The organism is Dyadobacter sp. CY351 (assembly GCF_021502625.1).
In the GTDB taxonomy this organism is placed as follows: Bacteria; Bacteroidota; Bacteroidia; order Cytophagales; family Spirosomataceae; genus Dyadobacter; species Dyadobacter chenhuakuii.
In genome coordinates this window covers 24663-47874 of record NZ_JAKFFU010000009.1, presented here as the reverse complement: position 1 = coordinate 47874, position 23212 = coordinate 24663, and the positions used below count along the sequence as shown (strand labels likewise).

Sequence of the window (23212 nt, the reverse complement as noted above, 5' to 3'; positions counted from 1 at the left end):
TGATCATTAATGAAGGAAAATCCCGGAGGGATGACATATCGGTAGCAAAAAAATGATCATTAATGACGAAAAACCCCAGAGGGATGACATATCGGTAGCAAAACAATGATCATTAATGAAGGAAAATCCCGGAGGGATGACATATCGGTAGCAAAAAAATGATCATTAATGACGGAAAATCCCGGAGGGATGACATCTTGGTAGCAAAAAAATGATCATTAATGACGAAAAATCCCGGAGGGATGAAACAGCCTACACATTGTTTCATCCCTCCGGGATTTTTATCTTGGATTGACCTTATGGTGCTACCGATATTTTATCCCTCTGGGATTCGCAAATGTGGCCATTTTTCTTTGCTACCGATATTTCATCCCTCTGGGATTCGCTGACGCCCTATTTTATGCTACCGATATTTTATCCCTCTGGGATTCGCTGATATGGCCATTTTTTTATGCTACCGATATTTTATCCCTCCGGGATTTGCTGACCGCCATTTTTTTGCTGCCGATATCTCATCCCTCTGGGATTCGCTGATGGCCTATTTTCTTTGCTACCGATGTTTCATCCCTCCGGGATTCGCTGATACGTCCTATTTTTTTGCTTTAACTGTTCCTGTTACCTGGATGCTTTTTCCAGTTCAGCTGTCAACATTTTATTGTCAGGAAATTCCTGCGGGATCCAGCGGTTTACGATTTTTCCGGATGCATCCGTAACCAGGAAAGGATAGCGGATATCAATCGCATATTTCTCCTTCAAAATTTCAATGTTCTCATCCGAAGCCCAAAAATGCTTTGCATTCGGCCTGTCCTTTGCATATTGCTTCCAGGTGCCGAACGGAATGCCGGGAGCGACGGATACATAAACGAATGTTGCTTTATCGCCCAACTTATCTTCCAACGCCTTCATACCTGGCTCGTGCTGGCCTATACTGAACGAAAATACCATGCATACGGGCTTTCCGGTAAGTGACGAAACCGTTACAGCCGTGCTATCCACATTCAGCAATGTAATATCTGCCAATGCTGCGCCGGGCTGCAATGTTTCTTTTGTTGCAATCAGCTTCGCTATATATTCGGCATTCGGGGATTGCGGGAATGTTGTTTTGTAATCTTCCAAAAGTGCTTTGCTGGTTTCAATGCCCGGAATAGCCGTGGCGGCGTAATTTAGCCAGTATGTGAGCAGATATTCTTTCTGTTTCGGATAGGCTGCTAGTTTTTCCTTACTAAAAGCATAAACATCTTTCAATGCTTCCGGGCTGATTTCATATCTTGATTCAGACGCCAGCGGGAATTTCCTTGTAGACGGGATCAAAGCCCAGTTGCGCAGTTCATCGCGATACGACTGGCTTAGCAATGCTTCGTCTGACATGATTTTGAAATCGGCCAACGTAACTTCTTCGAGCTCTTTGCGTTGCGCATCGTCCAACTTCATGACCCGGTTGCCGCGCATGATCTTTTCCTGGATCAAGCGTCTCATTAAAGATGGCTCTGTAGCCGTGGTAGCCAACACATAAGCCTCAAAACCAGGCACAACAGGATTTGCCGCTTTAAATTTCGCAAAACCATCCAGGCGTGCTTTTTCCAGGCTGTCGCTTTGTTGTACTACACTTTTATTCTCAATCTGCGACGGTTTGTAGCCAAATACCGGCAAATACTGGAATTGGTTTTCAAGGAAATAATTTTTCAGAAAAGTCTGATAATTAGCGTTCTTTCCGGAGAAAGTCACATCTCCGTTATCGGCGAATGCAATGGTAAGGTCATCGCCTGGCTGGATGAATAGCATCCAGGTTTTGTTAATGCTTCCACCGCCATATTGCAGGCGCATCATACGTGGCTCCGGCAATTGAATGACGGCTTTTTCGGTTGTTTTGTCTTTAAAATCAGTGGAGGCGACGGGTTCCAGTTTTACATCGGCAAGGCCTATGCCCAGATTGGGGTGGAAGTGAACATCTTCCTGAACCAAAGTTACGGTTACAGGAGCTTGTTTTGGGTTAGTGAGCGTTATAGTTGCAGTATTTTGGGCTTTTACCAATACGCTGGTAAATAATAGTATCAGTAGCGTTACTTTTTTCATTTTGTGTATAATAAGATTTTGAGGTCACTTTTCAAGTGTAAAAAGTGTGCCAATATACGTAAGATCGTGCGGCATTTGCCCCGTACTTCTTTTAACTTAGCCTCTTAATTCCTGATTCTCCGAATGAGCCGCGTTTCAATCCTACAATTCAATGACCTCCGTTCCCGCTTTGAAGGGGAGCTTTATTTTGATAACTCAACATTGCATGCGGCTCAAAAGTCCATCTATGCAACGGACGCTTCCGTTTATCAGGAAATGCCTCTCGCAGTGTCGCTCCCGCGAACGGTGGAAGATATTCGCAGACTAATTGAATTCGCTGCCAAAAATAAAGTGACACTCATTCCGCGTGCTGCCGGCACATCGCTGGCGGGGCAGGTAGTGGGAAGCGGGATTGTGGTTGACATTTCAAAGCATTTTGGAAAAATCATCGAGGTTAATGTGGCCGAAAAGTGGGTTCGCGTGCAGCCAGGCGTGATCCGGGATGATCTGAACAAGCATTTAGCCCAATACGGCCTGCTTTTCGGGCCGGAAACTTCTACGGCGAGCCGCGCTATGATCGGGGGAATGATCGGGAATAATTCCTGCGGCTTGCATTCGATCACCTGGGGCGCTACGCGGGATCATTTGCTGGAAGTAAAAGTATTGCTGTCGGATGGTTCGGAAACGACATTTAATAACCAGTCTGTTTCGGAATTTACAAACACGGTTATAGGTAAAAAGGCCAATAGCAAAAGAGAGCAGTCCATTCTGGCTGGCATGATGGGATTGGTTTCGAATCCGGTGGATCAGGAGTTGATCAAAAAACAATTTGCCAAACCAACCGTAACACGCAGAAATTCAGGCTATGCGCTGGATGCATTGGTAAGGGGTTTTGAAAAAAATGAAATAAATCTCTGCAATCTGATTGCAGGCTCGGAAGGGACATTGTGCTTTGTTACCGAGGCGAAACTAGCTTTGGTAGATGCGCCGCCCGCGTCTGTCGGTGTGGTTTGCGTGCATGCCAACTCGCTGGCTGAATCACTGCATGCAAACCGCGTTGCTATGCAATTTGATCCAAAAGCTTCCGAGCTTGTGGACCGCTACATCATGGACTTTACCAAAGATCACACGGTTTATTCCCAAAACAGGTTCTTCATGCAGGGTGATCCGGCGGCATTGTTGCTGGTTGAATTCTGGGGAAATAATATTCAGGAGGTTGAGCTGCAAGCGGCAAATCTGATTACTGCCTTGAAGGCAGAAAACCTGGGTTATGCCTATCCGCTTTTGTTTGGAGAAGAGGCAAACAAGGCCTGGGACATCAGAAAGGCAGGTTTGGGGTTAATCCGGAATTTGCCGGGTGATACACAGCCCGTTAACCTCATCGAAGATTGTGCCGTGGCGGTGGAGGATTTGCCTGAATACATTGCCGAGTTGGAAATCCTTTTACAAAATCACGGTCTGCACGCTTCATATTATGCGCATGCCGGTGCTGGCGAATTGCACGTGGAGCCGATGATCAACCTCAAAACCGAAGCGGGTAAGCAGCTTTTCAGGCAAGTGCTGGCGGATACGGCTGCATTGGTCAAAAAATACAATGGTTCGCTGTCGGGCGAGCATGGCGATGGCCGGTTAAGGGGTGAATTTATTCCTTATATGATGGGCAGTGAAGTTTATGAAATGTTCCGGCAGGTAAAACGCATCTGGGATCCTGATGGGATTTTTAATGCAAATAAAATCGTCGATACGCCGCCTATGAATGAATTCCTGCGCTATGAGCAGGACAAACCGCAGCCCGAAATCAAAACAATTTTTGATTTTTCCAAACAGGAAGGAATGCTCCGTCTGGCTGAAAAGTGCAGTGGATCAGGGGATTGCAGAAAAACAGAGCTTACGGGCGGAACCATGTGCCCGAGTTACATGGCCACGCGCCGGGAGCGGGACACCACACGGGCACGCGCGAACATTCTCAGACAATATTTAACGCCGGTTAGCCAAAAGCAAACAGGCAGCGCACCAATCGCCGCTACCCAGGAAATGGTGAAAGAAGTGCTGGATCTTTGTCTTTCGTGCAAAGGCTGTAAGTCGGAATGTCCTTCCAGTGTGGATGTGGGCAAGATGAAGGCGGAATTTACGCAGCAATATTATGAAACGCATGGGGTTCCTATGCGGAGCAAGCTGATCGCAAATTTCTCTAAACAGATGAAGCTGGCTTCTATCGCTCCCTGGGCTTTTAATGGTGTTTTTGGCACAACTTCACTTCGGAAAATAGCTAATAAAATGGTCGGTTTTCACCCGGATCGTTCCATGCCGCATCTGCATTCGGAGACATTGGAAAAGTGGTGGAAAAAAAGACAAAAACCAGAACATTCAAATGCCCGGAAGGTCTATTTGTTTTGTGATGAGTTTACGAATTATAATGATGTTGAGGTTGGCAAGAAAGCCGTTAAGTTGCTGGAAAGAATTGGTTATGAAGTCTTTATTCCAAAGCATGAGGAATCCGGCCGTTCCTATTTGTCAAAAGGATTTGTAAAAGAAGCCCAACAACTGGCCATTAAAAATGTGGCTTACCTTAAAGATCTCATCACTTACGATACACCGCTGATCGGCATCGAACCGTCCGCAATTCTCTCATTTCGTGATGAATATATCGATCTTGTTCCTGCAGAACAGCGAGCGGATGCTGTCAGAATTTCCGAGCATGCATTGCTTTTTGAAGAATTCATTGCCCGCGAAATAGACGCGAAAAGAATTAATAAAAGTGTATTTACACAAAAAAAGCAACTGATTAAGTTGCACGGGCATTGTCATCAAAAAGCTTTATCCACATTATCTGCGTCTAAAAAAGCGCTATCACTTCCCGAAAATTATCATGTTCAGCTCATTCCCTCGGGGTGTTGCGGCATGGCCGGGTCTTTCGGTTATGAAGAGGAACATTATGCCGTTTCCATGCAGATAGGAGAGCTGGTGTTGTTTCCGACAGTACGCCAGCAGCCCGAAGATGTGTTGGTGGCCGCTGCCGGAACCAGCTGCAGGCATCAGATAAAAGACGGAACAGGACGTCGTTCACAACATCCTGCCGAAATTTTATGGGATGCACTTATCGATAAGTGACTTACTCCGTCTTACGAACATTTTCCATGATTGTATCCGATGCTACGCTATCAGCCGCAGCTGCTCCCGCTGCTCCTGTGGCGCCAGAGCCTTGCTCCGATGGTGTTTCAGCTTCGGTAAAATTTTCGTTGTGGTTGAAAAATCCACCCCAAAATGCAATTGCCATTAATACAATACCCACACCTAATATCCACTTCCAAACATTCTTGGTATTCTTCGTAGCTCTGGCTTGGTCATCAGTTTCTCGCCTGTCCATGGTTCAATGATTTAGTTTGAAAATGTTAGTACCAAAGTTGTACCAACCCGCGTAAAATGGATTTTACAGCCATTTATATAACATTGTGTTGATAAAATTTCCCCAAACAAAGTCATTCGTTAAAAATGTAATAAAACTGGTATGTTTGATGTTAGTTTAGATGAAAAATAGAAACTTCGACAAAGAACTTATTACAATACTCAGCCTGATTTATGAAAATTTCCCTCAGTTACCTTCCTGCCCTGATTGTACTTTTCCTATTATGTAACATCGAAAGCCGGGCGCAGGACACCCGCAGTTTTTTCTCAGTTTCGGGGGGATATAGCTTACCGGTTGGGGAATTGGCCCGCGAAAAACTGGACGATCCATTTGCAGGATTGACAGGTTCCGGCATTTTTGGACAGGCTAATTATGATTTCCGGGTCGCACGATGGATCGGGTTGCGAGCTTCGGGAAGCATGAACATTAATAAGACAAATTCTCAGCCGATTTTGGACAAAGCCAATAGCTATGCACAATTCCTGAATGAGCGATATACCTGGCAAAGTAATGTGTCAAACTGGAAGCTGAATGCATTAATGATCGGTCCGGCATTGTACATTAACATGAATAGGGTGCAGCTTGAACTGCATGCACAAGCGGGTAAAATCTGGGCAAATTCTCCAACCGTCGATTTGATAGGGACATCGGAAACCGGTGGCGAGCCTATTACGGTTAATCTCAAAAAAGCATCAACTACTGCTTTCGGGCTTGCCGGCGGTGCAAGCTTACGACTGCCGTTGTCGGGAGCGTTGTTTTTTCAGCTCAATGCGGATGTGATCGGCGCAGAGGCAGAGATCAATGATGTTACCATTCGCGCTGTTCGCGGTTCATTTGATTTTTCTGAAAAGGTGAGTGAAAAACGCTTTATAGGCGTCGTGAATGTAGGAGCTGGATTTGGGATAGCGTTTTAAATCGCTAACGTATATCTGAATTGTTATATTTGCATCGGTTCAAACCCGGTGGCAGCGAACTATTGATCATCTGCGTATTCGAATATAGCTTTAAATGAAGGTTCTTAAATTTGGCGGCACCTCTGTCGGTTCGGTAGACAGCATTAAAACAGTAATCAGTATCCTTGAAAAAAACCTGGCGGAAGGGGAGCGTATTGCGGTCGTTTTTTCTGCCATGGGCGGTGTTACCAACCGGTTGATCGAGATCGGTAAAATGGCTGCTGCGGGAAATCCTGAGTACATGGAATTCCTGAAAGTGGTTGAGGAAAGGCACTTTGCAGTTGTGCGCGGCCTGATTCCGGTAAAGAACCAAAGCAGCACATTTGCCGCGGTAAGAGGGCTTTTTAACGAACTGGAAGACATATTAAGGGGCGTTTCCTGGATCAAGGAGCTTTCAGAGCGAACGCTGGACCTGATCATGAGCTTTGGCGAACGTCTATCCACACTGGTTATTACCGAAATCCTGAAAAGCAAAGGCGTAACCGCCGAATTCTGCGACGCCAGGCAGATTATTCATACCAATGCAACTTACGGAATGGGCGATGTGAACTTTGAGATCACAAACCGCCAGATCCTCGAATATTTTGCCAAAGCAGCTGCTTTACAATGTGTTACGGGCTTCATTGCTTCCACAGCAGAAGGCGTAACAACCACATTAGGCCGCGGAGGTTCCGATTATACAGCCTCCATTATTGCCGCAGCATTGGATGCCGATTCCATTGAAATATGGACAGACGTTGACGGTATGATGACCGCCGATCCGCGTAAGGTTGCCAATGCATTTACAATCCCTTCCATTTCTTATTCGGAAGCGATGGAGCTTTCCCACTTTGGCGCGAAAGTGATCTATCCCCCGAGTCTGCAGCCTGCATTTGCCAAGAATATCACATTGAAAGTGCTCAACACATTCAATGTTGATTTTGAAGGGACTTACGTGCAAAAAGCCGCTAATGGGAAAGATTATGCGATAACCGGGATTTCTTCCATTGATGAGATCGCTTTGGTGAACATTCAGGGAAGCGGGATGATTGGCGTGGCAGGGATTTCCGGCCGGCTATTCACCGCACTTTCCAACAATGCGATCAGCGTTATCCTGATTTCACAAGCTTCGTCCGAACATTCGATCTGTTTCTCTATTGATCCAAAAAATGCCCAGCGCGCGACGGAAGTTCTTGAAAAAGAATTTGCTACGGAGATCGCCTTGGGCCATATTGACAGCATTGCCATTGAAAAAAGCCTTTCTATCATCGCGATCGTGGGTGAAGGAATGAAAAAAAGCACGGGTGTTTCCGGTAAGCTGTTTTCTGTTTTGGGCAAAAATGGGATTAATGTTGTGGCCACGGCGCAGGGTTCTTCCGAGCTTAATATATCTGTGGTAATTGCCAAAAGTGACCTTTCCAAGGCGCTTAATGCCATCCACGGCGTGTTTTTTCAATCTGAAACGCGCTCGCTCAACCTGTTTATTGTAGGAATGGGCCTGATTGGAGGCACGTTACTGAACCAGATCAAGAATCAGACAACCTATTTAAGAGAAGAAAAGCTGCTGAACCTCAACATCGCAGGTTTGACCAACACCAAAAAAATGCTCCTCGATCCCGACGGCATCAGCCCGGAAAACTGGCGTGACCGCGTAATGGATGAGGGTGTGAAAACGAGCCTGCCAGCATTCGTGCAGCGCATGATCGAGCTCAACTTGCCCAACAGCGTTTTTGTGGATTGCACTTCGGATAAGGACATTGTGCAGTATTATCATATGTTGCTGGATGCCAGCATTTCCGTAGTAACGCCCAACAAGGTTGCCAATTCCGGCACTTACTCAGAATACGTTTCGTTGCAACGGACCGCATTGCAGCGCGGGGTTAAGTTCTTGTATGAGACCAATGTAGGCGCCGGTCTGCCGATCATTAACACCATTCAGGGATTAATGGCGAGCGGTGATAAATTTCTCAAAATTGAAGCAATCCTTTCGGGAACGCTATCTTACATTTTCAACAATTTCGGTCCTGGAATACGTTTCGCAGATGTGGTGCGTGAAGCCAAGGTGAAAGGTTTTACGGAACCCGATCCGCGGGAAGATTTGAGCGGAGCCGATGTAGGCCGCAAAATATTGATTCTTGCACGTGAAGTAGGTGTGCCTTTGGAAGCCGAGGAAATTACGATCAAAGCCATTTTGCCAGGAAACTGCCTGAATGCGCCCACAGTCGATGCTTTTTTCCAGGAGCTTGAAATTTCTGACGGTTTCTTCGCAAGCATGCAGGCAGAAGCGGAAGCTAAGCATGAAAAGCTGCGTTACATTGCCACGCTTGAAAATGGAAAAGCCAGCATAGAGCTTAAAACCGTCGACGCCCAGCATCCGTTTTATACATTATCCGGAAGCGACAACATCGTTTCCTTCACGACAGAACGTTACAAAGACCGCCCACTCGTCATCAAAGGCCCCGGGGCCGGCGCCGAAGTTACCGCCTCCGGCGTCTTCGCGGATATCATGAGTATTAGTAGTTATTTGGGGTAAAGGATTTAAATTGTGATGTTTTTAACGGCCAAGCTATGAGTACGAAGGGAATTCCGAAAGAAATATCAGCATTGTCTCAGGAGTTTGTCAGCAAGGTGAGCCAGTTATATGGTAAACGGCTGAATAAGGTGATCCTGTTTGGCTCTTATGCGCGCGGTGAGCAGCATGAGGAATCTGATGTGGATTATATGGTCGTTTTGAATGATGAAGAAATACGTTCGTATAATGAAATCAATATGTTGGCTCCGATTTCAAGTGATTTAGGCATGAAATATGGCTTTTGGATCTCTGCAATTCCTTATACAAATAACAAATTGTTTTTTGGTGAAACTCCTCTTGGAAAAAACGTCATTCGTGAGGGCATCGAATTATGAGTGAAGTAAAGCTATATAAGATCATTCGGAAAGTTGACGAATGTCTCGACACCGCTCGGGACTCTTTGGAAGGTGCCCATTTTGAGGCAGTAGTAAATCGCTCATATTACGCGATATTTCATTCTATCCAGGCGCTTCTTCATGTGCAGGGTGTCGAAACTAAGACGCATCTGGGAGCGCATAATAAGTTTCGCGAATTATATATTAAAAGCGAGCTTATGGAAATGTCACTCACGGATATGTTGCAGAGGACCTCTGACAAGAGGCAATTTGGAGATTATGATTACGAAGAGGTTGATGGAGCGCAAGCAGAAGAAGCATTAGCTGATGCTGAATATTTTACCAAAGCTGCCATTCACTACTTAAAGCAAAACAACCATTTAAAGTGAATTCAATAAAAGCTTTTGCGCCGGCTACAGTGGCTAATGTTGCGTGTGGTTTTGATATCTTCGGGTTTGCTATTGAGGCGCCGGGAGATGTGGTGGAGATTAAAAAACGGGACGAGCCTGGCGTTGTTATAACAGAAATTACAGGAGATGAAGGCCGGTTGCCGCGTAATGCTGAAAAAAATGCAGTGACCGTTGTTATGTTGCATTTATTGAAGCATTTGGGCATCAAAGACTTCGGCGCAGAAGTTATTTTAAATAAAAATATGCCACTAGGAAGCGGAATGGGTTCCAGCGCGGCGAGTGCAGTGGCAGGAGTTGTTGCGATGAACGAGCTGCTGGGTAACCCGCTGACCCGTCAGGAATTACTGCCTTTTGCAATGGAAGGTGAAAAAATCGCTTCGGGATCGGCGCATGCAGATAATGTTGGACCGTCGCTTTTGGGTGGTTTTGTGGTGATCAGGAGCTACAATCCGTTGGATATCTTTACGATTCCTGTGCCGGATGATTTGTATTGTACATTGGTTCACCCTGATATTGAGATTAATACAAAAGATGCGCGCTTTATCCTGCGCAGCGAAGTGTCGCTCAAAAACACGATTGCTCAAATGGGCAATGTTGCCGGACTGGTGGCGGGTTTGATGAAATCAGATTATGAGTTGATCGGCAGGTCCATGGTTGACGTTATCATTGAGCCGGTAAGGTCCATTTTGATCCCTGAATTTAACGAAGTTAAGAAAGCAGCCATTGCAAACGGAGCATTGGGATGCAGCATTTCGGGCTCAGGGCCCTCTATGTTTGCATTGAGCAAGGGAAAGGCTAATGCGGAAAGTGCAGGTCGGGCTATGCAACTGAAATTTGCGGACGCCGGAATTGAAGCCAGTATGCATGTTTCTGCCATCAATAAAAACGGTGCATCCATATTATAATGCTTTCCGAAAATCGGATGAGAGGCACATTGCGAAAAATGGAAAGAACTCTAACGGACTGGTGAACTTTATTATTTGTTTCAGACGTTAAATATTTACGAATACAAAACTTAGAAATAGCATGGTTACTGTAAGTGATAGCGCCAAAGATAAAATTGTTGAACTCCGCAATGCGGACGGACATGTTGAGGATTACCAGATCCGCGTTGGTGTGCTGGGAGGCGGCTGTTCAGGCTTGACTTATAATTTGGAGTTTAACTCTGAAACGAAGCCTACGGACATGGTTTTTGAGGATAAAGGTGTCAAAATTATTGTTGATAAAAAGAGCATTCTTTACCTGGCCGGAACGATACTAGATTTTTCAGATGGCTTAAATGGTAAGGGCTTTCAATTTGTAAACCCCAATGCAACCCGCACTTGCGGCTGCGGCGAAAGCTTTGCGGTTTAACGATATTCTTAAAATATTTTATTTTCCAAACGCGTTCTGAAATCCTCGGACGCGTTTTTTTTATAGTCCTGAATGGCCTTAATTTGCCGCTTCAAGTAGCAGACATACACATTAAAACAATTTGAATGAAACCAACTCTTTTGATTTTAGCTGCCGGCATCGGTAGCCGTTACGGAGGCATCAAGCAGCTAGACCAGTTTGGCCCAAATGGGGAGACAATCATCGATTATTCACTATACGACGCAATTCGCAGCGGTTTTGGTAAAGTAGTTTTTATCGTTCGCCAGGAAATTAAAGACAGTGCAGAAGCGATTTTTGCGCCGAAACTGAAAGGTAAAATTGATTACGATTTCGCCATCCAAGGCATTCAGTCATATGTTCCTGAGGATTTGGGAACAGTGGAACGCGTAAAGCCATGGGGAACCGGGCATGCCACATTGTGCGCCTGGCCGCAGACTGAAACACCCTTTGCGGTAATCAATGCAGATGATTTTTATGGTCGCGACGCTTTCGCCACCATGGCCGACTTTCTGACCAACGACACCAATGATAAGCAGCACGCCATGATCGGTTACGAGCTGAAACGCACATTATCCGAAAACGGCACCGTTTCCCGCGGCATTTGCGTGGAAAGAGCCGATCATAACCTCGAATCGGTTGTGGAACGCACCAAAATTTTCGAAGAAGGTGGAAAAATCTATTTCGAAGAAAATGACATCAAAACAGAAGTGGCACCGGAAACCCCTGTTTCCATGAATTTCTGGGGTTTCAAACCGGGCATGTTTCCAATCACAAAAGACTTGTTTGAAACCTACGCAAGGGAGAACATTAACACGCCAAAAGCTGAATTTTACATCCCAACCGTCATGACGCACATTATCAAAAACGGGCTGGGTGATTGCCGCGTTTTCCGCATCGCCTCCGACTGGTTTGGGGTAACTTACCCGGAAGATAAGCCAACGGTTCAGGCATCGCTGAATGCATTGCATGAGGCTGGGGTTTATCCGGAGAAGCTTTGGGAGTAAAAGTAGATCATTGAATAATGAAAAGGAGTCGTCTCAAAAACGGCTCCTTTTTTGTTTTACCGTAAACTAACGCTTTCCCACCGGAGGCTCATCGCTTTGGTGAACATTCATTTCTCGTAACAACATTGGGTCTTCAAACTGTTAAATGATTCACCCAAAATTGACAAGAACATGATTTCACCATTACCAAAAGAACATAAGCGGCCTTCTTATCGCTTTCTTACATTACTTTCAATAATAATGTTATTTACCAGCGAAATCGCTTTTTCCCAAGGAGTTGGTATCAATACGCTTACACCTGATCCAAGTGCCGCGCTCGAAATTGTGGGCTCAGATAAAGGACTTTTGATTCCTCGTGTTTCGTTACAATCTGTTTCCGATAATGCGACTGTTCCAAATCCGGCAACTGCATTGCTCGTTTATAATACGAATGCAGGCCTCGGCAAAACGGGGTTTTATTACAATGCCGGAACAGCTGCTAATCCGGCGTGGAGTTTAGTAGGCGGAGGAGTTGCAAATTTAGCGTTGCCATTTTCCCAGTTAGTCACCCACAACGGCCCATTATTTCTTATTAATAACAATGATGGAAACTCTTCTTCTATTGCGATAAGTGGGATTGCTGTTAATGCTATTGCCATGAGAGGCGCTACTGTAAATGGTACCGGTATAGTTGGGAACACCAGTTCAAGTGGTAGAGGGGTTCTCGCTTCGGCAGCTAATACTAACGGGACTGCATTGGAAGTTAGCGGACCAATAAAAATCCATGGTCCGGGACAATCTCCTGGAGTCGGAAAAGTACTTACCTCCGATGCGAATGGAAATGCTTCATGGGATAATGTCTTAGGGAACGTGGCGTTCAGAGCAAGTGGGATTCCGGAGAATGGAAGTGAAAAAATTGCACCGGGAAGTGTCTCAAAAGTTGCATTCACGATTCAGGAGTATGATTTGGGATCAAACTATAATGATGTTCAAGGTTCTCCACACAGCACATTTATTGCTCCCCTCAACGGAATCTACCACTTTGATTTAACACTGCTGTGGAGTATTGCAACCTATGACGATTTTGTTACGACAGCACGGTTTATAAGAACAAGGGGAGGATCGAAAATGTCGGTTTCAAGTTTTGATTTTAGAAGCGGGAATGACGGTTCTATAAGTGCATCAACAGATATTCAACTTATTCAGGGCGATATGGTTCATATTGAAGTACAAAACTATGGGAGTAAAGAACTTACTATATGGCCTGAGAATGAAAAGAGCCATTTTAGTGGACGTTTGGTGTTGAAACAGTAAATATTCAAGCTATTTTGCATGTGCGTACAGCATAAAAAGACCTCCTTGGAGGTCTTTTTTGCTTTCACAGATATTTACATTCACAAAACCTGAAAATTACTTCTGCACCAGCGCTTCCATCATCCGCTCCGCCAGAAACTTATTCCCTTCATCAGTCAAATGCACTCTATCTGATGTTAAAATCCCTTTTTCCTTATTCTCAGGGTTGTTTAGAGCCAGGTAATCCTGGAAGGATTTTCTTAGGTCGCAAAGCTGGAGGCTGTTGCGGGTTGCTATTTCACGGATGAGTTTGGAGTATTGATTCAGGTCGCCGTCCTGGGGGTTGGAAGCGTCATTTCTTTCGCCGATTACTGTGGGCGTACATACGATCACGCGAATGTTCTGCGCTTTCATTTTTTTGATCAATGCTTCATAAAACTTCACGTATTTGTCGGGGTCCGTTCCGGTTCCTGAGGACGTTTTGTGCCATACATCGTTAATTCCTACGTAAATAAAGACTACATCGGGCTTTTTGGAAAGAACATCGTCTTCCAGTCTAAGATACAGGTCATATACTTTGTTGCCGCCGATTCCGGCGCCCATGAGCTCGTATTGGCTGTCCTGACCCTTTGATTTGAGCATTTCACTCATTTTGGTAATGTAACCCGTCGGCCCTACGCCGGCCTGTGTGATGGAATCTCCGAAAAATATCACGCGAAGTGGCTTATCCTGACGCATTGCAATCAGGGGCAGAATGAAAATGGCAACCTGCAAAAATTTAAAAATGACCCGCATATAGAATGGATAAAAATGGTTTTTGGAAAAAAGACTGCCAGCTTTTAAAATTACCCTTAGCGACATTTGGATTCTTCAATGCCTGATCAACGTCACGCGGGCCGCATCCATCGGGTAATGCAATGTAAATGTATTGCCGGGAACCATTTCCGGCGCCAGATCCAGCGGCAATGTCAGTTGACGGACTTTGTTTTCAACCAGTGCACTTACCAGCAGCTGATCCGCTTGTTTTATACAACTAAGCACTTCTCCAAAGATCACAAAATCCTCCGTTTTTGACTGCTCGTTTGCGTAAACCTCGGCAGGAGCTCCCTGGCGGGTAATTTTACCGTTTTCAATGATCGCAACCTGGTCTGCCAGACGGAAAATCTCGCCGATGTCGTGTGTTACGATGATCATGGTGAGATTGTGCTGGCGATGAAATTTCAACAGCATATCCTGCAAATGATACCGCATATTATAATCGAGAGCCGCAAAGGGTTCGTCCAGCAACAATAGATCCGGCTTCCTAACCAGTGCCCGGGCCAATGCTACGCGTTGCTGCTGACCGCCAGAAAGTTGGTTGGGTTTCTGTATTGCCAGATTGGAGAGTTCTGTGGCATTCAGCAGGTCATCGACGATGCTGCGATCGCTGCCTTTTGGTAAACCAAAAAGGAGGTTTTCCTCAACCGTAAGGTGCGGGAACAAAGCATAGTCCTGAAAAACAAAACCAATATTCCTGAGTTGTGGAGCAACAGATCCTTGCGCTGCGCTATCAAGCCAAACTTGGTTGCCGAATGTGATTTTGCCTGTTTCAGGGGTTAGTAATCCGGCGATTTGTCTTAATAATGTTGTTTTACCTGCACCAGACGGTCCTGTAATGGCTAAAATCCGTCCTTTTGGAAGTGATAATCCAATTTCCATCGGCATTTTGCCGTGGACAGTTTGCAAAGTGTGCTTGATATGGACGTCAAGAAGGCTGTCGGACACGGAGCAGGCGGTTGTTAATGGAATAGACCAACAGCAAAATAACGAATGTAATTGCAAAAAGCACGATCGCATAATCGTTGGCTGCGCCGTAATTCAGCGCTTCCACTTCGTTGTAAATTGCCACAGAAGCGACTTTGGTAACGCCTGGAATATTGCCGCCGATCATGAGCACAACCCCGAATTCGCCGACTGTGTGCGCAAATGTGATAACAAATGCAGTTAATATGGCAGGTTTGCAATTTGGCAAAAGCACTTTGAAGAATGTTTCCCATTCATTTTTACCTAATGTATAAGATGCTTCGCGCAATGAGGCGGGAAGCGACTGCAGGCCTGCGCGAATGGGATAGACCATAAATGGTAAACTATAAAGTACGGAGGCAATAACAAGGCCTGGAAAGCTGAAAACGAGCCTCAACCCAAAAATACTTTCGATCCAAGCACCGAACCAGTAGGAGGGGCTGAATGCCAGAAGCAGGTAAAATCCAATCACAGACGGCGGCAGCACAAGCGGCATGCCAATCAGCGATTCAATGATCCCACGCCCTTTGAACTTCCCAAAAGCCAGCCAGTAGGCCAATGGCAATGCAAGCACCAGCAGGATCAGCGAAGTGATCGTTGCGAGTTTAAAGGTTAGCCAAAGGGGTTGAGGGTTCAATTTTGAATTTTGAATGCGTGAATGACTGAATGAGTGAATGGCTGTCCTCTATTTGTAGCCGTATTTTTGAAAGATTGCTTTCGCTTTTTTGGAATATAGAAATTTATAGAATTGTTCGCTGGTTGCTTTTTTGGGAGAATCCTCGCTGTGATTGAGGAGTATGGCTGCTTGTTCTATGGGTTTATAATCGGTCGAATCCAGGATAATGTAGTTGCCCTTATCTTTCATTTCGGGCGAAAGGGCGATGGATAATGCATTGAAACCTGCTTCAACATTGCCGGACGTAATGTATTGGGCAGTTTGGGCGATACTTTCGCCGAAAACGAGCCTTTTTTCTATTCTATCAAACAAATTTTTTGACTTTAAAATCTGAATAGCGGCCTCCCCATAAGGTGCCGTTTCCGGGTTAGGGACAGCAATTTTCTTGATTTTATCGTTTGCTAGTGAATCAATGTTTAGATCAGATTTTGGAATGTTTTTTGACCATAAGACCAATGATCCTAATGCATAGATTTTGGGTTTTTCTGCCGATCCGCCGTTTTTGAAAATCTCCTCCGGATATTTTGTATCGGCCGAAACGAAAACATCAAACGGTGCGCCTTCGCGGATCTGGGTGGTAAGCTTGCCGGAAGAACCAACCACAATGTCAATTTCCTTCCCGGCTTCTTTTTCAAATTCCGCCTTAATTTCCTTCATTACATATTGCACGTTGGCGGCGGTAGCCACAATAATTTTCTCCGAAGGTTTGGAACAACCCGCCAGGAAAACCGAAAAAAGCAGAAAAAAACGCTGAATATTCATGTTGCAATTTAATGGATAAACCCCAAATGATCATTGCTTCCCATTGCGTTAAAAATCGTAAATTGCGCGCCATTTCAAGCGCAGGCTCTGAAATCACAGCTGGGAAACCGGCTTCTTAAAAGTGTAATTAATAACAATGTAATGATTATAGATACTGCCCAGCGCACCAAGCAGACTTCCGAATACTACTTTTCGGTGAAGCTCGCGGAGGTTCGCAAACTGATTGCAGAAGGTCATGATGTCATTAACCTGGGGATTGGAAACCCGGACATGATGCCTTCGTCTGAAACAATAACAGCCTTGTCTGAGGCGGCTCAAAAGCCGCAAGCGCATGGTTATCAGCCTTATGTGGGCACGCCCGCATATCGGAACGCAATCGCAGATTTCTATTATCATACTTACGGCGTTAAACTCGATCCTGCAACAGAAATATTGCCATTAATTGGTTCAAAAGAAGGCATTACGCACATTTCTCTGACATTCCTTGATCCAGGCGATGAAGTGCTGGTTCCTGAGCTGGGTTACCCGGCTTACCGGGCCGTTAGTCAAATGGTGGGTGCGGTTGTGAAGGAATACCCGTTGCGTGAAGATTTTGGCTGGCAGCCGGATTGGACCGCGATGGAAACATTGGTAACGCTGAAAACTAAGATCATGTGGCTAAACTATCCGCATATGCCTACCGGAGCGCCTGCAACGCAAGCGTTGTTCGAAGAGGCTGTGGCATTTGCGACAAAGCATAAGATTCTGCTGTGCCATGATAATCCTTACAGTTTGGTTTTAAATAAAAAGGCGCCGATTAGCCTGTTATCCGTTGAAGGAGCGAAAGAGGTTGCGATTGAGCTTAATTCCATGAGCAAGTCGCACAATATGGCGGGATGGCGAATGGGCTGGTTATCAGCGGCTAAGCCTTACATTAATGCCGTGCTTACCATTAAAAGTAATGTGGATTCGGGCATGTTCTGGGCCATGCAGGAATCGGCTGTTGCGGCCTTGCATAATTCGGACGAGTGGCACCAGGAGCGCAATGCGGTATATCAAGGCCGTTTGGAAGCTGCTGAGGCTATTTTGGAAACAATTGGCTGCACCTGGGATCGTAAGCAGGAAGGCATGTTCCTATGGGGCAAATTGCCGGATTCTGTCGAATCGGCGGAGTCGCTGGTGAATGCTCTTTTGGTTGAAAAACATGTGTTCATTGCGCCTGGCTTTATCTTCGGGCCGAAAGGACAGCGTTACATCCGCTTATCGCTTTGCATGCCGAAGGAGCGTATCTGGCAAGCAGTGGAACGAATAAAGGCTTAATCCTCAATTTATTGGTGTTTATTTATTTTGAATCGAAATGATACTTAGTATAATAGGAGTGGGCTTGCTGGGCGGTTCTTTCGCTTTGAGCCTGCGCGAAAAATATCCGAATGTTAAGTTTGTAGGCGTTGATAATTCTTTGGTAAATCAAAAAATTGCTTTGGCCAAAGGCATTGTGGATGAAATCGTTACACTTGACGTTGCGCTGCAAATTTCTGAGCTGAATGTGCTGGCAACGCCTGTTGACGCCATTAATAAGCTTTTGCCTTACATGCTTGATCATCTGCCGGAAGGACGGACTATTATGGATCTTGGCTCGACAAAAGAGGCGATTTGCCAGATTGCGGATGGGCATGCGAAACGTGCGCAATTCGTTGCCGTACATCCAATGGCAGGAACAGAAAACTCCGGACCTGGTGCTGCATTTAAGGAGTTGCTTACGGATAAATACGTCATTATTTGTGATAAGGAAAAAAGCAATGCTGAATCACTTGGCCTGGTTGAAACTTTCCTGCGAGACGTCGGCATGAAAATTTACTATATGCAGCCGACCGAACATGATTTGCACCTGGCTTACGTGTCACATTTGAGCCATATCAGTTCTTTTGCGCTCGGATTGACGGTGTTGGATAAAGAAAAGGACGAGAAAGCGATTTTTGCCATGGCGAGCACCGGATTCTCTTCAACGGTCAGGCTTGCTAAAAGCTCACCGCAAATGTGGGCGCCTATTTTTGATCAGAACAAAACCAATGTATCAAAAGCATTGGGAGACTACATTGAGCTGCTGAAAAAGTTCAAGGATGCTATTGATCAGCATGATCTGGAAACAAGTCTGGACTTCATGAGTAAGGCAAATGACATCAGACGAGTTTTAGCCGGAATTGAGAAAAAATGAAAAATATGAAGTTTTTAACTTATTGAAAAACAGCTCATTGTGAGCTGTTTTTTGTCTTTTAGGAACCATTAACATTGCCCGGGCTGTTAAACATGCACCCTTCAAGGGATTAATCTACCTCCTCTCTCAATCGATAATAATTAGATTTTTCAATAAAACGATTAGAAATGACAAAAGCTCAGGCAGTATTAGTAGCAGTAATGATTGCGCTTAGTGTTTCCTTCGGGTTCCAAAAATTTGATACACTTAACGATTCCACAAACTCCGATTCCATAAAAATTAAGCCAGATTCCCTTGCCAAGCCGCAATGGGCAAGTCTTTACGATTCGCTGGGCTTGAAAAAACAAGGTCTTTCTGAGGCGGCATTTTACTATGCATGGTATGGTTTTCAGAAGATGAATTTGGCTAACCCGATCCTTGCGATTGCCGACTTTAGCCAGTCTTCGCGTAATAAGAGGCTTTACGTAATAGATCTGATAAAGAGAAAAGTGTTGCTCAATACATACGTTGCGCACGGAAGGAATTCCGGTGATGAGTTTGCAAAGCGTTTTTCGAATGATAATTCATCATATCAATCCAGCCTGGGTTTTTATAAAACTTTAGGGACTTACACGGGTAAGCATGGGCTTTCGCTGAGGCTGGAAGGGGTTGAAAAAGGCATTAACGACCGCGCACTGGAAAGGGCGATCGTTATGCACGGAGCAGATTATGTAAGTGAGTCTTTTATTAAAAACACAGGTCGCCTGGGCCGAAGCCTTGGATGTCCTGCTGTATCTATTCTGGATTCTAAAAAACTAATCAGCATGCTTTGCAATGGCGCAGGACTATTTATATATTCTGCTGACCAGCAATATGTTAAGGCTTCACCTCTATTATCAGGCCTGAAATTGGATAAGCTGGATCACACCTTTGGCAATCCTCTTTTATACACGTCTTCAAAGTAAAGCAAATCCCCTTTTTCATTGCAATCGGCACCCAGATAAAGCAGGAATACTGGAATTCTTGCTTTTAATTTGTGCCACTTCGGCGGGGTCGACACCGTGTCAGGCTCGGTCATGAAATCGTTGTCAAGCAGCTTGGTGCCAGCCATATAGTTGGCCAGATCGGTCGGTTGCTGCACGCGTACACAGCCATGGCTTCTCCATCTCGAATTACTTTTGAACAAATATCTTGCGTTCGTGTCGTGCAGATAAATCGCCAGTGGATTTTTAATCTCCACTTTCAGCAAACCTAGTGAATTGTCTTCACCGGTTTCCTGACGAAAGCGGTAGGGGAATTTTTCAGCTGTAAGTTCTTCCCAATCAATCTCTTCCGGATTTACCGCCTGGCCTTTATTATCAATTATTTGAATTCGATTTCGGGACAAGTATTCCGGATCACTTGCCGCTTTGGGAAACATTTCCTTGATAGCAATGCTTTTTGGCACATTCCAGTATGGGTGTGTCACGATGCTCGTTGCATAAGTGTCCATCGTAGGCGTCGGCGTGTCGCTTTTACCTACCACCGTACGCATACGCAGCACATTCTGTCCGGCTGAATCCATGGCGGCCAGATAGGCACCGCGAATGTTCACCATAACGAACCGCGGAGCGCCTTTGGATTGCCGCTTTATCCAGCGATAAGCATTCAGCGTCTCAGCAACAACGGCCGCGCTATCTTGCTTGTTTTCCTTTAATAGCCTAGCGTAGTGTATTTTAAGATTGTTATAAACAGGATAAACCGGCTCTAATCCTTTCATCACTTTGTCCACCGACTCGCCTTTCACCAGTGCTTCCGCAGCTTCACGAAGGAGTGATGTGTCTGCCTTAACTTTCTTTTCTGTATAGCGTAGGTTTGGTTTATGCCCAAATCCGGCTTCTTCCAGCAAGGCAAAAACAGGCGCCTGTTCACCGGTTGCAGCAAATTTTTCAACATTGATTCCGGCACTTTTGCCGAATTCCAGCAGTTTTTCGTAATGTTTTTTGTCGCTCAATTCCTTTTCCAGCTGCTCCCGGGACATTTCCTTGGGATTCTTTTTGCAAGATTGCAGGATGGCAAGCGTAAATAAAATCAATAGAGGGATATAACGGGTGCGGCCCAAGCCAGAGAGCATTTGCATTGTGTTGTAATTTAGTTAAAGGCTTCTATGCAATTGCCATGCTAAGAATTTACATCACCATGAACTTTAAAAAGTCCTACGATTTGAAGATTTAAGTTATGTTTTTCTACGCAAAATAGCATTGGAGACTCGGACCCTGGGGAATTTTAGTAACAACAAGCGGTGACTTATCGGGCGTAGGATCAGCCAGGTGTGACAACAAAAAAGCCAGGCGTGTGCCTGGCTTTCGTGACCGCGACGGGAATCGAACGGCACCGGCCGCCCGGCCATATCTAGAGTTTAGGAAACTCCTATTCAACAAAAAAGCCAGACATAAGCCTGGCTTTCGTGACCGCGACGGGAATCGAACGGCACCGGCCGCCCGGCCATATCTAGAGTTTAGGAAACTCATATTCAACAAAAAAGCCAGGCGTATGCCTGGCTTTCGTGACCGCGACGGGAATCGAACGGCACCGGCCGCCCGGCCATATCTAGAGTTTAGGAAACTCCTATTCAACAAAAAAGCCAGACATAAGCCTGGCTTTCGTGACCGCGACGGGAATCGAACGGCACCGGCCGCCCGGCCATATCTAGAGTTTAGGAAACTCATATTCAACAAAAAAGCCAGGCGTATGCCTGGCTTTCGTGACCGCGACGGGAATCGAACGGCACCGGCCGCCCGGCCATATCTAGAGTTTAGGAAACTCCTATTCAACAAAAAAGCCAGACATAAGCCTGGCTTTCGTGACCGCGACGGGAATCGAACGGCACCGGCCGCCCGGCCATATCTAGAGTTTAGGAAACTCATATTCAACAAAAAAGCCAGGCGTATGCCTGGCTTTCGTGACCGCGACGGGAATCGAACCCATATCTAGAGTTTAGGAAACTCCTATTCTATCCGTTGAACTACGCAGTCGAATTGGGGTGCAAAACTGGCAAAAAATCATTTGAATTACAAATGATTATTCCTCCGCTTCTACTGCTGTGTATCCCAAATCGAGCCAGTTTGGATAAATGGAGAAGTGTTTTTCCTTCACCATGGAAAATAATGTGTTTCTCAACTCGTCAATATTTTCCTTCTTTTCAGCCGAAATAAACACAACATGATCCGCCTTATCGGCTATATAGCTCTTTTTCAATTGGTCCAGAACACTTTCTGTCTGCTCAATTTCCTGGCCCTCATCATTATCTGCGTTGAATGTCGGGTTATAAAGGTCAATTTTATTGAAAACAAGAATAGTGGGCTTGTTGGCAGCGCCAATATCTTCCAATGTCTTGTTTACCACATCCAAATGTTCCTCAAATGAAGCGTGCGAAATGTCTACCACGTGCAGCAAAATATCCGCTTCCCTAACCTCGTCCAAAGTCGATTTAAATGATTCAATGAGCAGCGTAGGTAATTTGCGTATGAAACCAACGGTGTCAGTCAGCAAAAATGGGATGTTCTCCATATTCACCTTTCTCACAGTTGAATCAACGGTTGCAAACAGCTTATTTTCTGCAAAAACATCTGCTTTCGAAAGCCCGCGCATCAACGTTGATTTTCCAACATTGGTATAACCAACAATGGCAACGCGCACCAGCCGGTCTCTTTCCTTCCGGCGCGTAGTGCTCTGACGATCAACCTTTTCCAATTTTTCTTTCAGGAATGCGATCCGGTCTTTCACCAGACGTCTATCCGTTTCCAATTCTGTTTCCCCAGGCCCGCGCATACCCACACCAACCCCAGACTGGCGGCTTAAGTGAGTCCACAGGCGTGTCAATCGAGGATACATATATTGATACTGGGCCAGCTCAACCTGTAATTTCGACTGTGCAGTTTGAGCCCGCATCGCGAAAATATCCAGGATCAGTAAACTCCTGTCAATCACTTTAATGTCTTTGAAAACAGCTTCCAGATTTCGCACCTGCGACGGCGTAAGGTCATCATCATACAGGATCATGTCCACAGGGTTCGCGGTCACATAAATCAGAATTTCTTCCAATTTTCCTTTTCCGGTGTAGGTGCGGATATCAGCTCGTTCCAGATTTTGTGTAAATGTCTTAACCGTTTCCACGCCCAGTGTTGTTGCCAGAAAAGCAAGCTCGTCCAGGTATTCCTTTGTCTTTTCCGCCGGTTGTTTTTGGGTACTAACAGCCACAAGCACAGCAGTTTCCGGCTTTTCGGCTGTTGAGTATAACTTCTTTTTATCAATCATGAAGAGTTGTTTAATGGTATTTCCTTTCCTGCCCGATGCTCCAATTTTTATACCAAAATTTGCAGGAAAGAGTAGAATGGCAACGGTTTGGCGAAAGCAAAAGTTCACCCCGTCCAGGCCGTGAAATTACACTTACATCTGAATTAATCCAGTATTTTGTTTGAAT

The 23212-nt window shown here is 45.3% G+C and carries 20 protein-coding genes and 1 tRNA gene; 12 read left to right on the top strand and 9 right to left on the bottom strand.

From position 1 onward, the window contains the following. Positions 1 to 615 precede the first annotated feature (615 nt). A complete protein-coding gene (locus tag L0660_RS17285; RefSeq protein WP_235160515.1) occupies positions 616 to 2073 on the bottom strand; it encodes a hypothetical protein in 1458 nt (485 codons plus the stop codon). Between the two features lie 123 nt (positions 2074 to 2196). Between L0660_RS17285 and L0660_RS17280 the strand changes: the two genes are divergently transcribed. Beyond that, on the top strand, positions 2197 to 5163 hold the full coding sequence (locus L0660_RS17280) for an FAD-binding and (Fe-S)-binding domain-containing protein (protein WP_235160514.1): 2967 nt from the start codon (positions 2197 to 2199) through the stop codon (positions 5161 to 5163). A gap of 1 nt (position 5164) precedes the next feature. On the opposite strand, the gene L0660_RS17275 is transcribed toward L0660_RS17280, so the two are convergent. Next, complete coding sequence (locus L0660_RS17275) at positions 5165 to 5419, bottom strand: YrdB family protein (protein WP_233797491.1); 255 nt, start codon at positions 5417 to 5419, stop codon at positions 5165 to 5167. 212 nt (positions 5420 to 5631) lie between these two features. On the opposite strand from L0660_RS17275, the gene L0660_RS17270 reads away from it, so the two are divergent. The 8 genes from L0660_RS17270 (at position 5632) to L0660_RS17235 (ending at position 13378) form a co-directional block, all read left to right on the top strand. Further along, on the top strand, positions 5632 to 6372 hold the full coding sequence (locus L0660_RS17270) for a hypothetical protein (protein WP_233797490.1): 741 nt from the start codon (positions 5632 to 5634) through the stop codon (positions 6370 to 6372). Between the two features lie 94 nt (positions 6373 to 6466). Beyond that, positions 6467 to 8923, top strand: coding sequence for a bifunctional aspartate kinase/homoserine dehydrogenase I (gene thrA, locus L0660_RS17265; protein WP_235160513.1), 2457 nt, complete (start codon positions 6467 to 6469; stop codon positions 8921 to 8923). A gap of 35 nt (positions 8924 to 8958) precedes the next feature. Next, positions 8959 to 9297, top strand: coding sequence for a nucleotidyltransferase domain-containing protein (locus L0660_RS17260; protein WP_235160512.1), 339 nt, complete (start codon positions 8959 to 8961; stop codon positions 9295 to 9297). Further along, the gene (locus L0660_RS17255; RefSeq protein WP_235160511.1) at positions 9294 to 9686 is read left to right on the top strand and encodes a HEPN domain-containing protein; all 393 of its coding nucleotides are present in this window, start codon (positions 9294 to 9296) and stop codon (positions 9684 to 9686) included. The genes L0660_RS17260 and L0660_RS17255 overlap by 4 nt, the downstream gene beginning before the upstream one ends. Further along, the gene (locus L0660_RS17250) at positions 9683 to 10612 is read left to right on the top strand and encodes a homoserine kinase (RefSeq protein ID WP_235160510.1); all 930 of its coding nucleotides are present in this window, start codon (positions 9683 to 9685) and stop codon (positions 10610 to 10612) included. Before L0660_RS17255 ends, L0660_RS17250 begins: the two co-directional genes overlap by 4 nt. A 121-nt stretch (positions 10613 to 10733) precedes the next feature. Then, on the top strand, positions 10734 to 11060 hold the full coding sequence (locus L0660_RS17245) for an iron-sulfur cluster assembly accessory protein (protein WP_026628659.1): 327 nt from the start codon (positions 10734 to 10736) through the stop codon (positions 11058 to 11060). 125 nt (positions 11061 to 11185) lie between these two features. After that, complete coding sequence (locus L0660_RS17240) at positions 11186 to 12085, top strand: sugar phosphate nucleotidyltransferase (protein WP_233797484.1); 900 nt, start codon at positions 11186 to 11188, stop codon at positions 12083 to 12085. Positions 12086 to 12256: 171 nt separating this feature from the next. After that, positions 12257 to 13378 carry a C1q-like domain-containing protein gene (locus L0660_RS17235; RefSeq protein ID WP_235160509.1) on the top strand — a complete coding sequence of 374 codons (1122 nt, stop codon included), beginning with the start codon at positions 12257 to 12259 and terminating at the stop codon, positions 13376 to 13378. A gap of 96 nt (positions 13379 to 13474) precedes the next feature. Here L0660_RS17235 and L0660_RS17230 read toward each other — a convergent pair whose 3' ends face one another. The 4 genes from L0660_RS17230 to modA form a co-directional block, all read right to left on the bottom strand. Then, positions 13475 to 14152, bottom strand: coding sequence for an SGNH/GDSL hydrolase family protein (locus L0660_RS17230; RefSeq protein ID WP_235160508.1), 678 nt, complete (start codon positions 14150 to 14152; stop codon positions 13475 to 13477). A gap of 75 nt (positions 14153 to 14227) precedes the next feature. Beyond that, on the bottom strand, positions 14228 to 15121 hold the full coding sequence (locus L0660_RS17225) for an ABC transporter ATP-binding protein (protein WP_235160507.1): 894 nt from the start codon (positions 15119 to 15121) through the stop codon (positions 14228 to 14230). Then, positions 15102 to 15776 (bottom strand): molybdate ABC transporter permease subunit, encoded by a 675-nt coding sequence (modB, locus tag L0660_RS17220; protein ID WP_235160506.1) that lies wholly within the window; start codon positions 15774 to 15776, stop codon positions 15102 to 15104. The genes L0660_RS17225 and modB overlap by 20 nt, the downstream gene beginning before the upstream one ends. A gap of 48 nt (positions 15777 to 15824) precedes the next feature. Further along, positions 15825 to 16577, bottom strand: a complete 753-nt coding sequence (gene modA / locus L0660_RS17215; RefSeq protein WP_235160505.1) for a molybdate ABC transporter substrate-binding protein — start codon at positions 16575 to 16577, stop codon at positions 15825 to 15827. Between the two features lie 141 nt (positions 16578 to 16718). Here modA and L0660_RS17210 point away from each other — a divergent pair, with 141 nt between their 5' ends. From L0660_RS17210 to L0660_RS17200, 3 genes are all read left to right on the top strand, one after another. Next, complete coding sequence (locus L0660_RS17210) at positions 16719 to 17876, top strand: pyridoxal phosphate-dependent aminotransferase (RefSeq protein ID WP_235160504.1); 1158 nt, start codon at positions 16719 to 16721, stop codon at positions 17874 to 17876. Between the two features lie 37 nt (positions 17877 to 17913). Continuing rightward, positions 17914 to 18771, top strand: coding sequence for a prephenate dehydrogenase (locus L0660_RS17205; RefSeq protein ID WP_235160503.1), 858 nt, complete (start codon positions 17914 to 17916; stop codon positions 18769 to 18771). A gap of 167 nt (positions 18772 to 18938) precedes the next feature. Beyond that, on the top strand, positions 18939 to 19715 hold the full coding sequence (locus L0660_RS17200) for a murein L,D-transpeptidase catalytic domain family protein (protein WP_235160502.1): 777 nt from the start codon (positions 18939 to 18941) through the stop codon (positions 19713 to 19715). Here L0660_RS17200 and L0660_RS17195 read toward each other — a convergent pair. The 3 genes from L0660_RS17195 to hflX all read right to left on the bottom strand — a co-directional run bounded on the left by L0660_RS17195 (position 19673) and on the right by hflX (position 23046). Further along, positions 19673 to 20869: a L,D-transpeptidase family protein gene (locus tag L0660_RS17195; RefSeq protein WP_235160501.1), complete on the bottom strand. Its 1197-nt coding sequence runs from the start codon at positions 20867 to 20869 to the stop codon at positions 19673 to 19675. The genes L0660_RS17200 and L0660_RS17195 overlap by 43 nt on opposite strands. Before the next feature lie 823 nt (positions 20870 to 21692). After that, positions 21693 to 21764: transfer RNA gene (locus L0660_RS17190), tRNA-Arg, on the bottom strand. A gap of 46 nt (positions 21765 to 21810) precedes the next feature. Further along, on the bottom strand, positions 21811 to 23046 hold the full coding sequence (gene hflX / locus L0660_RS17185; RefSeq protein ID WP_233797474.1) for a GTPase HflX: 1236 nt from the start codon (positions 23044 to 23046) through the stop codon (positions 21811 to 21813). Between the last annotated feature and the right edge of the window lie 166 nt (positions 23047 to 23212).